The organism is Planococcus sp. ISL-110 (genome assembly GCF_018613575.1).
Lineage (GTDB): Bacteria > Bacillota > Bacilli > Bacillales_A > Planococcaceae > Planococcus.
The window spans coordinates 42,234-55,853 of the sequence record NZ_JAGGPX010000018.1; the positions used below are offsets into that span (position 1 = coordinate 42,234).

General features: G+C 45.7%; 11 protein-coding genes, 3 pseudogenes and 2 riboswitches. Of the genes and pseudogenes, 6 read left to right on the forward strand and 8 right to left on the reverse strand.

From position 1 onward, the window contains the following. Positions 1 to 156: 156 nt before the first annotated feature. From J7I83_RS12760 to J7I83_RS18210, 5 genes and pseudogenes are all read right to left on the reverse strand, one after another. Positions 157 to 912, reverse strand: coding sequence for an energy-coupling factor transporter transmembrane component T family protein (locus J7I83_RS12760; protein ID WP_215101315.1), 756 nt, complete (start codon positions 910 to 912; stop codon positions 157 to 159). Continuing rightward, positions 893 to 2,323, reverse strand: coding sequence for an ABC transporter ATP-binding protein (locus tag J7I83_RS12765; protein ID WP_215101317.1), 1,431 nt, complete (start codon positions 2,321 to 2,323; stop codon positions 893 to 895). Before J7I83_RS12765 ends, J7I83_RS12760 begins: the two co-directional genes overlap by 20 nt. After that, entirely contained in the window at positions 2,316 to 2,897 is a 582-nt protein-coding gene (locus J7I83_RS12770; RefSeq protein WP_215101319.1) for an ECF transporter S component, read from the reverse strand. The genes J7I83_RS12765 and J7I83_RS12770 overlap by 8 nt, the downstream gene beginning before the upstream one ends. A 1-nt stretch (position 2,898) precedes the next feature. Further along, positions 2,899 to 3,489: a Ykof family thiamine-binding protein gene (locus J7I83_RS12775; RefSeq protein WP_215101320.1), complete on the reverse strand. Its 591-nt coding sequence runs from the start codon at positions 3,487 to 3,489 to the stop codon at positions 2,899 to 2,901. A gap of 88 nt (positions 3,490 to 3,577) precedes the next feature. Then, a riboswitch (TPP riboswitch) is annotated at positions 3,578 to 3,683 on the reverse strand. 368 nt (positions 3,684 to 4,051) lie between these two features. Then, positions 4,052 to 4,482, reverse strand: a pseudogene (locus tag J7I83_RS18210) (recombinase family protein). A gap of 282 nt (positions 4,483 to 4,764) precedes the next feature. Between J7I83_RS18210 and J7I83_RS12785 the strand changes: the two are divergent. The 5 genes and pseudogenes from J7I83_RS12785 to J7I83_RS18135 all read left to right on the forward strand — a co-directional run bounded on the left by J7I83_RS12785 (position 4,765) and on the right by J7I83_RS18135 (position 8,740). Then, positions 4,765 to 5,856, forward strand: a complete 1,092-nt coding sequence (locus J7I83_RS12785) for a flavin monoamine oxidase family protein (RefSeq protein WP_215101321.1) — start codon at positions 4,765 to 4,767, stop codon at positions 5,854 to 5,856. 428 nt (positions 5,857 to 6,284) lie between these two features. After that, on the forward strand, positions 6,285 to 6,452 hold the full coding sequence (locus J7I83_RS12790) for a hypothetical protein (protein ID WP_215101322.1): 168 nt from the start codon (positions 6,285 to 6,287) through the stop codon (positions 6,450 to 6,452). A gap of 251 nt (positions 6,453 to 6,703) precedes the next feature. Then, positions 6,704 to 6,895 (forward strand): DUF2964 family protein, encoded by a 192-nt coding sequence (locus J7I83_RS12795; protein WP_215101323.1) that lies wholly within the window; start codon positions 6,704 to 6,706, stop codon positions 6,893 to 6,895. A 630-nt stretch (positions 6,896 to 7,525) separates the two neighbouring features. Then, positions 7,526 to 7,861, forward strand: a pseudogene (locus J7I83_RS18130) (lamin tail domain-containing protein); the annotation flags it as partial. An 84-nt stretch (positions 7,862 to 7,945) separates the two neighbouring features. Beyond that, positions 7,946 to 8,740, forward strand: a pseudogene (locus J7I83_RS18135) (endonuclease I family protein). A gap of 236 nt (positions 8,741 to 8,976) precedes the next feature. On the opposite strand, the gene J7I83_RS12805 reads toward J7I83_RS18135, so the two are convergent. Next, the gene (locus J7I83_RS12805; RefSeq protein ID WP_215101324.1) at positions 8,977 to 10,191 is read right to left on the reverse strand and encodes an MFS transporter; all 1,215 of its coding nucleotides are present in this window, start codon (positions 10,189 to 10,191) and stop codon (positions 8,977 to 8,979) included. 89 nt (positions 10,192 to 10,280) lie between these two features. Next, a riboswitch (purine riboswitch) is annotated at positions 10,281 to 10,380 on the reverse strand. A 103-nt stretch (positions 10,381 to 10,483) separates the two neighbouring features. Beyond that, entirely contained in the window at positions 10,484 to 10,969 is a 486-nt protein-coding gene (locus tag J7I83_RS12810) for a peptide ABC transporter substrate-binding protein (RefSeq protein ID WP_215101326.1), read from the reverse strand. Positions 10,970 to 11,367: 398 nt separating this feature from the next. Between J7I83_RS12810 and J7I83_RS12815 the strand changes: the two genes are divergently transcribed. Then, positions 11,368 to 12,654 (forward strand): M48 family metallopeptidase, encoded by a 1,287-nt coding sequence (locus tag J7I83_RS12815; protein WP_215101328.1) that lies wholly within the window; start codon positions 11,368 to 11,370, stop codon positions 12,652 to 12,654. Between the two features lie 94 nt (positions 12,655 to 12,748). Here the strand turns inward: J7I83_RS12815 and J7I83_RS12820 are convergent, their stop codons facing one another. Continuing rightward, on the reverse strand, positions 12,749 to 13,450 hold the full coding sequence (locus J7I83_RS12820; RefSeq protein ID WP_215101330.1) for a FadR/GntR family transcriptional regulator: 702 nt from the start codon (positions 13,448 to 13,450) through the stop codon (positions 12,749 to 12,751). Positions 13,451 to 13,620: the final 170 nt, after the last annotated feature.

A 13,620-nucleotide genomic window follows, 5' to 3' on the forward strand; every position in this document is an offset into this window, starting at 1 on the left:
ATCGGATTGCTGTTAGGTGTTTTAATAAGGTCGTTATTTTTAGATGGCTGTCGGATCCTAAGTAATAACTGTCGATAAGTATGGCAGCCCCTGTGCTTGCAGTTTGAAAAAACCGACGCCGCCGTACTTATATACAGTGCCGATGATTCCAGAGTGTCAGCTCATCCAGCTGCCGCCAATGCAGCTGGCAAGCAGGATAGCAAGAAAGACGCCCGACATCAGCCAATCGGTCCGGCCGATTCGCACTGGCCGGTAATAGGCGCTTCTCGGCTCACCGGTAAAGCCGCGTGCTTCCATGGCAAATGCTGAACGTTCCGCTTTCCGGACAGCCCCTGCAAGCATGGGAATCAACACGCGGCGCATGGCCAATAGCCGCTGCCAGCTGCGCTTTTCTGTTTCTGCACCGCGCAACCGCTGCGCCTGCTGGATCTGGATGAATTCATCTTTCATAACCGGTAGGAACTGGTAGCCGACCATGACTCCATATGCCAGCTTTGGCGACAGCTTTAGCTGCTGCATAAGGCTCATGATGAATTTCACCGGATCGGTGGTAAAGGCGAACAGCAGGGACAGGGTGGAGAACGCCATGACACGGAACGCCAGTGACAAAGCGCGTGCCCATTGTTCATCGGTCACGTCGATGCCGGCAAATGAAAGGATGACGGTTCCGCCAGTGTCTGCGCCAAAAACGACCGTGGTCCATAAATAACCGAAAGCGCCGATTGAAAACAGCAGCATGAACAGGAGCCATAGCTTCCAATTAATGCGGCTCATCGTCAGCTGCAGCAGGATGATGCCGAGCCAAAAAAGCAGCGGCGTCCACGGGTTGAAGAAAAACGCAATGGTCAGCATCGAAACGGTGACCAGGACGAACTTGACAGATGGGTTCATGCTATGCAAAAGATTCCGCAAGGTGGGCCACTCCTTTCGGTGCCAGCAAATGATGCGACGCCAATAGTTTTTCGTTGCTCCAGACATTTTTTGCTTTGAATTTGCCAGTCAATTGGCCCCCTTTGATCAGCAGCACCGAATCGGCCAGGCTTGCGGCAAACTCCATATCATGCGTCACAATCAGCAAAGTTGTGCCCCCTTTGGCACGCTGGTCAATCAAGGCGAACAGCTCCAGAAGGGCAGCTGTATCCTGCCCGGACGTCGGCTCATCCATTACCAGCACCGGCCGTTTATCGGCGAGCATGGCCGCAATCGCCACGCGCCGCTTTTGACCGTGGCTGATTGCGAAAGGATGCGCGTCACGGATTTCCTCAAGCCGCAGACTGGCCATCAAGCCATCAAGCTCAGGTTGGCTGGAGGCCCCTGAAAACGCCACTTCCTGGTGAACGCTTTGCGTCAAAAACAGGTATTCCGGAGACTGAGGCACGTAGCCGATTCCGTCCGATTCGATTGTTCCTGTGTTCCGTTTGTAAATGCCGCATAGCGATTTGACGAGCGTCGACTTGCCGCTGCCATTCGGGCCGGCAATGACCACCACTTCGCCTCGGTTGACCGTAAACGCCAGCGGGGCGAGCAATTGTTTGTCTTTGATGGTGACAGACAGCCCTTCGGCACGCAAAGCCATCGCCGGTTGAGCGACACACTGCCGGTTTGGAAATGAAACCGGGTGCCTGGGCATGAATTTTTGATCTGCCACGATGCGTCCGTCGCAGCCCAGCTCGAGTTCGCGTCCGAAAAAAGATTCCCAGCTGTCCAGACGGTGCTCGACCGCAATGATGGTCAGATTGGATTGTTGCTGCAGCTCTTCCAGCCAGTGGACAAATTGCCTGGCGGTATAGGGATCCAAATGAGACAAGGGCTCATCGAGCAATAAAACCTCCGGATCCATGATCAGCGCACAAGCGGTCGCCACGCGCTGTTTCATTCCTCCGGACAGGGATTGAATGACGGTGTTCCGCAGATGCGCAAGTCCAGTCTTTTCCAAAACCGCCGTGATGCGCGGCTCCATTTCTGCAAAGGGCGTATGCAGGTTTTCCAGCGTGAACGCCAGCTCTTCTTCAACGGTCGGCATGCAAAACTGCGAATCGGGATCCTGAAAAACGGTGGCCACACGGTGATTGATTTCACCTGGAGCGTAGCCGTTGGCCGATTTTCCGAACAGCTTGATTTCCCCATCCACTAGGCCATCACAGTTTTCCGGATAGAGGCGATTCAGCAAATACAGCAGCGTGCTTTTGCCGCAGCCGCTCGGACCGGAGATGACGAGCCGTTCGCCCCGGTGGACTGAAAAAGAAATGGCGTTTAAGGTCTTTGCTTCGTCTTCGGGAAAGCGGAACGACAGACCGCTTAAGGAGAAAATCTCTTCAGGCATTCACATCACCTTTTTTCGCACGTGCAATCGCATAGCCGCGGAGCGAACCAGTCGCAAGCAAGGCATCGCCGATATACTTGCCGCCGATGCCGGCAATAATGGCTCCGCTCAGAACGCGTATCGTGAACATCAAAGCGACAAATGACGGATCTAGCGCGGCATAGCCCGAAACGAAATAGCCATAGACAAAGCTGAAAACCGCCGACCCGATGCCGGCAAGCATCAGCACCAGAATGTTGAAGTGCTTGTAGCCGGTCAATGCGAACGCGGCTTCAGCGCCGAGGCCCTGAATGACGCCGGAAAGGATCAGCCGGGGTCCCATGGCATTGCCAATCAGCACTTCAATCGCGGCTGCCATGGTTTCGGACAAGAAGGCAGCACCTGGCTTGCGGATAATGTACATGCAGATGATCGACACGATAAACCAGATGCCGAACATCCATTCATAGGCGAGCGGGCCAATGACCGCTGCCCAAATATTTGCAGCGTGGACAAACAGCAAATAAACGATGCCGAAGACGACCGCGAACAGTGACATCAAGACCACTTCTTTTAGTTTCCATGATTTCAACACGTCACGCACCTCCGTGAGACGGGCTGTTGATACTCATTGATACGGTCATCACCAAATGGCGATGTTCCTCGGAGCGGGCAGTTGTAAATGCTTGTTCGTAAAAGGCGAAAACCTCATGGATATCGCCGTGGATGCCGCTGGCGTAATGCATCGAGTCGTTGAAAACGCCTTGTCGTTTGGCACGCTCTACTTCCTTGTAAATCAGTGCCATGTAATCCGGATTGTTCATCGGATACAGCGCAAACTGGGAAGAAACATATTGCTTGGTGTTGTCGGTGTTCAGCAGTACATCGTCTTTTTCCAGATAGACATCGCCTGACGAATCACCGGGGCAGCCGATTGAAAAGGTACCGGAGAGTGCAACATGTTGCCCGGTTTTTGCGGCATGCAAAGCCAGTGCTTTCGCGACATTAAAGACATGATTCTGTTTTCCACGGATCACAGTCGAGACGTCATCTGTATGCATCCAGACGTTTGAAGTGTCCGTCCCGTTCAAGGCCCCTTTGATTACTTTGATGAAATCACCGGTCATCGGATAGAGCGAAAAGCGAAATCCGACAATCGGGCTGGTGCCGCATTGCAATGGTTCCATATCAACATTCCTCCTAAAAATTTGCACAAAAAAGACCGCATCCGCGAAGATGCAGCCATAGTCTACAAATAATCAAAAGGAATTATTTCAGAAATGCGCCGCACTTCCTCACGCAGGTATTATCCTGATCGAGTTATAAGGGATCGAAGCTTGCGCTTGCATCTCAGCCATAATGGGCACCCCTAGTGCAGTAAACGGTATGCGGTTTTTGTGTTCGGGTTGTTCCCGATGGGTTTAGTGTAGAGGAAGAGGTGAGGGATGTAAAGAGGAGTTTGGAAAAATATGAGGGGTGTGGAAGTTTGGGGGGTTCTGGAAACGCTTCGGCCGCTTTGGGCATGGCTCCCGCACTGAACCAGGAAGAGCACCTGTTTCATCGCTCTGCCTAGCCCGTGGACGCGCCGGCGCTGGGTGGGTTAGTGGGAGAAAATATACACAAATAGCGCCCTATGAAATGGGTTTGTGACTTTCACTGTTATTTTGCACATAATATCTTCGTCACTCATTTTCATAAGTTTAAAACGGATTGCAAAGATTTAGAAGTATTTTCAAAACTTTTCTTCTATTACGAAATGTTAGCTGTTTCTTCTTCAAGTGCTTTTACTAGTTTATAAAAACTGGTTTTTTAGTCCAGCTTCTTGCATTGCTTGGACTGCTGTTAATTTTTTAGCTTTCCATTTTTTATAAACTTCTCTAAATTCTTCTGAAACAAAAACGGTAGGTCTGACAAACTGAACGCCAGATCAATTCCTTCCCGCTCCTGCAGAATCTCTTCTTTATTCCGGCCAAACCGATCAAGCGAATGGCTATATAAGATGTCACCTTTTCGGATGATTCGTTTGAGTAGCTGGTAGTTCGCTCGAAGTTCTTGCCACTTTGCTTGTCCAGATAGATATCCCGTTCATTGATCCCCATTTTTCTCATGGCTTCTTTTTGACGGCCTTCATTTTGATCTTTGCTGCTTACACGTATGTAACCAAATTTGCGATGTTCCATAGTTCACCTTTAAAATACTCATTTCTCTTTATTATGCCTGAAAAACGTTCGTAAAGTGTTTTAACACATTTACGAACGGTTACATTTGCGTCCTTGTCAGTTGGTTTACTTTTCCTTCTACTGAATATGATTATGTTACAAACGTGAAAAGGGACAGAGTGGAAGGAGCTATTTCTGTTATTCCAGTTCTATAGTTTCTTCCTGTTGTTGTATGTTTTTCTTAGAATGTTATGATATTTCTCAAGTTAATTTATTTATATAGTGTTAGAAAGGGGAAAACATATGAACAATCAAGTAGTCATCATCGGGGCAGGTTTAAGTGGCCTGCGCGCTGCATCATTACTAACTGAACAAGGCATTGACTGTCGTATTTTAGAAGCAAGGGATAGAATTGGTGGAAGGACTTTGAGTGCTTCTGTTCCGAACAGGCCGGATCTTGGCAGATTTGACCTTGGCCCGACTTGGTTTTGGCCACAGTATGAGAAGTCGATTGCTGAACTTGTCAGCCGCCTGAATCTGGATACGTTTGAACAATACACCGAAGGCGCCATGGTGTCAGAGCGAAGCCTTAATGGACCGCCTCAACGTTTAATCCTGGCAGAAGGCGCCATGGAAAAATCCATGCGATTCCGTGGCGGCGTCCAATCCCTTATTGGCGCTATTGAAAAGACTCTTCCATCAAATACAGTCGAACTAGGAAAACGTGTAACAGCAATTCGATTAGATCAAACTGGCGCTATCACAATTGACACAAAGCTTGCTAATGGAAAAAAAGAAGAAGTTTCTGCAAGTGCAATCATTTTAGCTTTGCCCCCTCGGATTGTAGCTCAGCACATTGAATTCTCACCTTCGCTACCTCCAGATGTAATGACGGATTTACTCAATAAGCCTACATGGATGGCCGGACAGGCGAAAGTAGTTGCAGTTTATGATCGTCCTTTTTGGAGGGATGCTGGGCTGTCGGGGTTTGCGACAAGCTGGGTTGGTCCTTTGCAGGAAATTCACGATGCTTCACCTAGTCAAGGGCCCGGGGCGCTATTCGGTTTCTTTGGCATGCAGGCATCAATGCGCCAAGAGCTAGGAGAGGATGGACTAAAAGAAATAATCATTGCTCAATTGGTTCGTCTTTTTGGACCCGATGCCAAAAATGTACGTTCGATCTTGTATAAGGACTGGTCCAGAGATGTGGAGACGACGGTAGAGGACGACTTAGTTCCTCTAAGAGATTTTCCTGTATACGGGAAGCCGCCAAAAGCAGGAATATGGGAAGGCAAAATTCTATTTGCAGGCACTGAAACGAGTCCACAGTTCGGCGGACATCTCGAAGGTGCAATTCGCTCAGCTGAACAAGCAGTCTTAAGTATCACTAAGTAAAAAATTAATAGCTTTGGAACAAGCAAAACAGCAATTCCATTAAAATTTCACAATTCATTTTTCTTCTTTATACTATAAAAGTTTAATATGAATTTACAGGATACAATTCTACAAATTGGATATAGTGCTAACGATTTTATCTACATAAGTTTCTATCAAAGATAGGTTGATGTTAGTAAAGTATTGTTTCGAAAAAAGAGCCATTAACTATCTTTGCAAACTATCTATTTAACGAGACTTGAAGAAATGTAAAATCAGCGGTTTGTGATATAACTGCTGATTTTTTGTTTGTAAAAGTGTACTTTAACGAACGCTTATTTTCTGATAAATTTTCTTTGAGTATAATTTTAATATGGTGTTATTGGTGAAAAATGAAAATCATAAAGTTGCACTGCTGATGAACCGTACTAAAAGAGGCGGATTACCTTGTGGAGTGGAATTGGAATAAAACTAGCATTAATCTTCCGCATTCATATGAAAATCTTAAGACTCTTTTAGATGAAGTCTGCAAGAAAGAAAACCAATTTTCTCAAGTTGATTTTTGCATGTGGTGCGATAATTTAACAATGGCTTGGGAAGAAGATTTAGATGACTAAGATCAATTAGCTTTTGGTATTGCTAGGGACATTGAAGCTCAGTGGAATTTGTATTGGTATGAGTTTTATTCTCACGAAAAACTGGTGAAGATGGACCTCTCCAAATTAGAATTGCCACATGAATGGTTCGAAGAATGGACAGCTGAACTAAACGAAAAATAATCACAGTATGGCTGAAACTGAATGTAACTTAAGTGCAGTTAAGTTACATTCAGCAAGTTATTCAGGTCAAACAAGAAGGGGGGATTTATATGAAAAACAGAATCTTGTTCGCGGTTATCTTATTTTTTGTCTTAGGATCAGCTGCGATTAGTAGTACTGATTCAATTAGTCAAACGGCTAAATCAATATTCCATGGCATCGGAATGCTTACTCTAGGCGTGATTGGAATTGTTAGTCTGTATAACTTTTTCAAAAAAGAGAGAAAAAAAGAAAGTATGTAATTCATATTAAATTTTAAGTTCTTATTAATTTTTGTTCTGAATCTGAATGTAACTTATTGGTAATTAAGTTACATTCCCCCTTTTTCCAATGAACTCCGAAGAGAATGAAAAGAAAGTAGATTTGCTGGAAAAAAGGATACATTCGCTTTGTCAGCGCACATTCAGAGGGCAGGTGCAGTACTTGCGGGAATTCCCCGTAGTTTCCATCACGATTGAAGACGCGGAAACCGGATTAATTTTATTCATCGGAGCTGTTGATGAACCGATGAGCGGCAAATGAGTTAGAAAGTTCTGTAGAAATTGTTTAAGTGGCTGGCACACAAACAATTTTTGCAGAGCTTTTTGCGTTTTATTAACTTTATGTAAGGTTTGCTAAATACCATTGACTCAGAGGAACGCGTTCGGTAAGGTTTAATATATAAATAGAAAAAATTGTAAATATAATAATTTAATATTAATAATTTGTAAAATTTGGTAGAAGAAAGTAAGAAAACAAGCAGTACAAACAGAAACACTTTTACAGAAAAAAAGGGGGATGACATTACGATGGACAAAAGATTATGGAACAAATCAGTTAAAGCTCTATTATCAGTGGGGATGGCTGCGAGCTTGTGGGTGCCTAGTTCACAAATGACGGTTCAAGCAGCTGCACCAGCAAGCGATCTTTTTATTTCGGAATACGTTGAAGGCAGCAGCTTAAACAAAGCACTCGAAATTTACAACGGGACAAGTGCTTCCATCGAGTTGAGCCCTTATTCAGTAGCGTTGTATGCAAATGGCAGCACATCAGCACAAAGTGAAATAGCCCTTTCCGGTACTGTTGCAAGCGGTGATACGGTAGTTCTTTATAATAGTGGCGCAGATTCGGCGATTCAGTACGAAGGAGATTTGCAAAACAATAGTGTGATCAATTTTAACGGGGATGACGCATTGGTCTTGGAAAAAGACGGGACGCCAATTGACTCGATTGGCCAAGTGGGCACGCGTATTGAAAATGCGAAAGATGTCACGCTGGTCCGCAATCCGGATATCCGAGATGGCGACAACGTTGTGGATGACGCATTCGATCCTTCGGCTGAGTGGATTGTGTATCCCGCTGATACATTTGAGCACTTAGGGAACCACACGATGGATGGGTATGGGGAAACGCCAGTTCCTGCTCCTGCCCCATCTGCTTATTATGAAACAGCAGATGGTTTGCAGGGAACGGCGTTGAAAGCGGAACTCCATGAAATCATCGATGACCACCGCCAACTCAGTTATTCACAAGTATGGGACGCATTGAAAATAACGGACGAAGACCCGAACGATTTGAATAACGTGCTCTTATTGTATAGTGGGGAGTCGCGTTCAAAATCGTTGAACGGCGGCAATGTCGGCGATTGGAACCGCGAGCACACATGGGCGAAGTCTCATGGCAGTTTTGGCACAGCGATGGGAGCGGGAACGGATATCCACCATTTGCGCCCGACCGATGTACAAGTAAACGGGCTGCGCGGCAACCTGGACTTTGATTACGGCGGCGCTGCAGTGCGCGGCTGCGATGGCTGCTTGCGCACTGCGACTTCCTGGGAGCCACCGGATGAGGTAAAAGGCGACGTCGCCCGCATGCTGTTTTACATGGCAGTCCGCTATGAGTCAGACGATGCGGTGGACTTGGAATTGAACGACCAGGTGAATAATGGGTCAACGCCTTACCACGGCAAGATTTCCACTTTGCTGGAGTAGCATGAGCAAGATCCTGTCAGCACTTGGGAACAACAGCGCAATGAAAAAATCGAAGATATCCAAGGCAACCGCAACCCGTTCATCGACTATCCAGAATGGGCCGCATCAATTTGGTAAGTAGTTGTTTGCACTTTGTTGGCATGCTAAATTAATAGAACACAAAAATTCCCTGTTTTGCAATTTAAAACTATTCATTTACTAGTTTACGTGTGAGAGATTATCGGAAGTTTTGATATACGACTTAAAGAATTAAAAAAACCAGTGACCTTTTTTTAAGGTTACTGGTTTTTCTTGAATTCTGTGCAAAATAAAGCTTTAAATTAATGCGAGTTATCTTTTAAAGTGACATGGATTCATTTCGTAGGGCGCCATTTGTGTATCTTAATAATGTTCCGCTGGCTGCCAGTCTGTTTCGCTTTATGCTCTTTTACCGGACGTGTGATGGAAAATACCGCACAGCAAAGAGCAAGTAACACGATAGCAGAACCAACCCACGCTGTGCTTGAGACCGATCCGGTTTGGGTCAAAGTGATGCCGCCGATGGCAGAGCCTAAAGCAATGCCGATCTGCAAGGCAGAATTGTTGAAGCTTTGCTGGATATCTGATGTCGCCGGGTCTGTTTCAATCAGGTAGCTTTGCTGAGGCGGAGCGAGGCTCCAGCTCAGTGCTGCCCAGATGACCATTACTGGCAAGAAGACGATCAGTGAAAACGTCGTCAGCGGAAGCAGGAACAATACGGCTGCAAAAGCGGAAATGACGATGACAATGCTCCTTTTCGAACCGATCGAATCAGACATCGTGCCGCCGATTGCACCTCCGCTGACAGCCGCAATTCCGAACAGCAGGTAACAGACGCTGACCCAGAACGAGCTCAACTGCAAATTGGTTTCCAAAAACGGTGTGAAATAGGCATAGACGGTGTAATGGCCTGCGAGCATGAACATCGTCGCGAGATGGGCGGTCCCGATTTTGGCACTCGCCACGGCTTTTAACTGCTGCTTGAGCGGAACCGCTGCGCCTCCGGGGATCGGCTGGATGTAGAGCGCAATGAGTGCCATCGAGCCGAGGGACAATGCGGCAATCCCGAGGAAGATGACGCGCCATCCGAATGCCTCTGAAATAAGAATGCCGAGCGGAACGCCGAGAACAAGCGATGAACTGATCCCCATAAAAATAAGGCCAATCGCTTTCGCGCGGTATGGCGGCTCGACGATTTTCGCGGCGATGGTCAAAGACAAGACAACGATAAGCGCCGTGCTCGCTGCCGTGATGACGCGCGCAATCATCATCCACGTAAAGTCAGGACTGAAAAAAGTCATGATATTGCCGAGGAAAAAGACAGCCAAGGAAATCAAGTAGACCTTTTTCCGCTCGTATTTACTGGTTGCCACCAGCAACACAGGCCCTGCAATAGCATAAATCAATGCAAATAAGGTGATCAGCTGACCGGCTGAACTTAACGAGACGCCGAACTCCTCGGCGATTGTCGGCAGGATGCCGCCGACGATGAGTTCCACGAGTCCGACTGCGACTGTGGCCAATGCTAAAATGTAAACTTTCAAATTCATGGGTTCGTACGCTTCCTTCCAAAATAGAGTAATATAAAAATGGCTTAAAGATCCCTGTCAGAAAATACAAAAAAATCCTGATTACAAAAAACGAACGGATCGTTTTCTGTAATCAGGATTTTACGGTTCCTGGTAGAGACCCTTAAGCCATATTCTTAAGGTTATACAGACGCTTATAGATGGATATTTACTTTTAAAATCTTACTATAGACTAAGAATTTCTGCAAGGTCATTTGTAGTTTAGTTGGTAGGGCCTATTCTGCACGTCAAGCTTGTGTTTGCACACTAATAATTAACTAACCCAAGTCATTTTTGCTTCTTTAGCTTTCCATTTATCATCTTGGTAATGTATTGTACCTTCTACTCCAAACGCCCCTGAACCTGAACGATACTTGGAACCCTCAAAAAAAATGTTGTTGTTGAATTTAAAATCAATGCTTTCTATGCTAAGCAGAACACCGTCCAAAGACATCGTATCAGGATTATATAATCCTTTTTCTTCCAATTGTGCGAAAGTAGCATCTATTACATCGACATTATATTTTTCCTTGAAGTAACGTAAAATTTCTTCTTTCCCACTATCGTCGAATTTTTCGAAGTTGCTCATATCAATAGCTATATACTCCATATCGCTGCTTAATGCTTCATCTTGTTCCATTATAGAGTCCAAGGCGACACTATATATTTCTTCTAAATGTTCCTTAGGCTCAACTCCAATAGTACAAGCAGAAAGTAATAACGACAGGATAAACAGGATACTTAAGTATTTAAACTTCAAATTTATCACTTCCTTTACTATATAGACGATATCATTGCCAATTCCGTTACAGAAAAGCAGAACAGATAACGAAAAACGAATCATCCTTAGAGGTGTTGATTTCTCCGGCAGGTTTATGCTTTTTTATGTAGGCATGAGTTTTTTTGCTTTATTCGATTTGAATTGACTTTCATATATGAAAAAACAATTGTTCGTTTAAATAAATTCTCAACACTCTCTTTAAAGCCATAGGAACTGTTGGTCAGATCAGTTTCAAATAACAAGGATGTCTAAGCTGCTAATAAAATATCATCAAATTACATGACAAAAAATTAATGATAAATCGCGAAAAGGCATTTTTAGAATAGGCGCTATATGCTATTATATGTAAGATATTCCAAATTGAGAAGGAGTAAATGATGAACAACAACACTATTCAATCAAATAGTGAAACCGTTTATTTTGTGATCAGCCTGTTTTTCAGCATTCTTATTTATGCAGCGGCAGTTGTATCGATCTTCGGCATCGCTATCGCCCTAACCATCTTTGTGATTCTGCTGTTTGCAAATGCCATCATGCTCGGTTCGATCCGCGGCAATGGAATCCGGATCCACGAACGGCAGTTTCCGGATGTCTATGAACGCGTACAGACCTTAGCAAAACAAATGGAACTCAAGAAAGTGCCGGATGTTTTTGTCATCCAATCCGAAGGGGCGCTGAATGCTTTTGCTACCCGTTTTTTCGGCCGCGACATGGTCGTTTTGTATTCCGAGGTGTTTGAACTGGCGCGCGAGCAGGGACAGGAAGAGTTGGACTTTATCATTGCCCACGAACTGGCTCATGTGAAACGCCGCCACATTTGGAAAAATCTCTTGATCTTGCCGGCTGGGTTTATTCCTTTCCTCAGCGAAGCATACAGCCGGTCATGTGAATATACATGCGACCGTCACGCCGCTTTCACCATCCGAAATGCGGCAGCGGCGAAACGGGCATTGACACTTCTTGGAATCGGCAAGAAGACATATTTGGAAGTGAACGAGGATGCATACCGTGAACAGATTGCGACAGAATCGAATGCTGTTGTCTGGTTGAGCGAAGTGTTGTCCACACATCCACGTCTGCCAAAACGGATACAAGCCATTGATCAATTCGACAACAGCGAGACGAAGTTCTATGAGCCGGACCATGGCAAAATTGTTTTGGGTGCCACGTTGATGGTGGGTGTGTTGGGTGCTGCTTATTTCCTGACAATTGCGCTGTTTGCCGGAGGCGCATTTGCTTTTTCGCAGATTGTTCCGGAGTTAGATGCTGCAATCGATGCTAGTTTTGAGATTGAAGGGGAGACCTCGTTGATGGCAGCTGCTTCTATGGGCGAACTGTCAGCAGTTGAAGAGTCTATCGCAAACGGAGAAGATATCCATGCCAAGGATTCTGAAGGTGCAGACGCCTTGATGTACGCCGCTTATTACGGCGAACTGGCTGTCATGTCATCTCTGCTGGATGCTGGTGCTGACGTTAATACCGCAGATAACTATTCGACCGTTTTAGCATCAGCCATAATGTATGGAGAGTATGAAAGTGCCTTGCTGCTGGTGGAAAACGGAGCGGATCCTGCTTTGGAGGGACCGGACGGTTTGAGTGCCATGGATCACATGGGCGCTGAGAGCAGAGCAGATTTTTTAGAGCTGCTGGAAGATGAATTATAGCAGCCATTTATAATTACTAAAAAAGCGTCGATCTCTCTTGAGGTCGACGCTCTTTTTATCTCAAAAAGATCTATGAACGCATCCAAATCAATTCCTAAAGAGCTTTGTGCAGCTCCAAGCGAATCCGGGAAATGTGCTTGTACATCAGCTGCTTTGCCAAATCACTGTTGCCGTTTGCAATAGCGAGGTAAATCTCCTCGTGTTCCTTAAGGGTATCCTGGTGGCGGTCCTTATCGGTAAAGCGTTGTCTGCGGGTCGCCCGGATATTTTCTTCCATCCGTTTGGCGAGCGTTTCCATCAAATCGATCAACAATTGGTTTTTCGTAGCATAGGCTACCTGCAGGTGGAAATCCAAGTCTGCCTGTACGCCCATTTCCGGATCATCTATCGCTTTGGCCATTTGCGACAGCACGTGTTTTATGGCTTCCAGATTTTCAGCAGTGGCCCGCTGTGCTGCGAGAGAAGCGGCTTCGACTTCGAACGCTCTGCGCAGTTCGAGCATTTCGTCGATCAATTGGGTTTGTGTTTCGTCTATGTGAGTGCGGAGCTCATTGCCGAGCGCATCCCGTTTGGACGCAGCCAGATAGCTTCCGCCGCCTTGCCGTATTTCTAAAACCCCTTTGCTTTCCAAGCCTTTCAGTGCTTCTCTAACCGAATTCCGGCTGACACCGAACAAGCTGGCCAGATCACGTTCAGAAGGGAGCCGGTCACCCGGTTGCAGATCTTTTTCCAGGCAGAGCATGTTAATCTGTTCCACAATCAATTCATAGGTCCGTTTTTTCGGATTCAACAACATAGATCTCTCTCCCTGCCCGCTTGGTTTTTGACGCTTTTCTTTATCATACCGAAAAAAATGGGAAATGTCTGAAAATACACGTTGTGCTTTTCAGATTATTATGTATAATTGGGTTAATTGGTAGGACCAATTTTCAGAAAAGATGATTATGTTTTATTAGGATAATGAAA

Coding starts and splice junctions, on each gene's coding strand:
- J7I83_RS12765 (WP_215101317.1), bottom strand. CDS start 2,323: ATGCCTGAAGAGATTTTCTCCTTAAGCGGTCTGTCGTTCCGCTTTCCC.
- J7I83_RS12775 (WP_215101320.1), bottom strand. CDS start 3,489: ATGGAACCATTGCAATGCGGCACCAGCCCGATTGTCGGATTTCGCTTT.
- J7I83_RS12785 (WP_215101321.1), top strand. CDS start 4,765: ATGAACAATCAAGTAGTCATCATCGGGGCAGGTTTAAGTGGCCTGCGC.
- J7I83_RS12795 (WP_215101323.1), top strand. CDS start 6,704: ATGAAAAACAGAATCTTGTTCGCGGTTATCTTATTTTTTGTCTTAGGA.
- J7I83_RS12805 (WP_215101324.1), bottom strand. CDS start 10,191: ATGAATTTGAAAGTTTACATTTTAGCATTGGCCACAGTCGCAGTCGGA.
- J7I83_RS12815 (WP_215101328.1), top strand. CDS start 11,368: ATGAACAACAACACTATTCAATCAAATAGTGAAACCGTTTATTTTGTG.
- J7I83_RS12820 (WP_215101330.1), bottom strand. CDS start 13,450: ATGTTGTTGAATCCGAAAAAACGGACCTATGAATTGATTGTGGAACAG.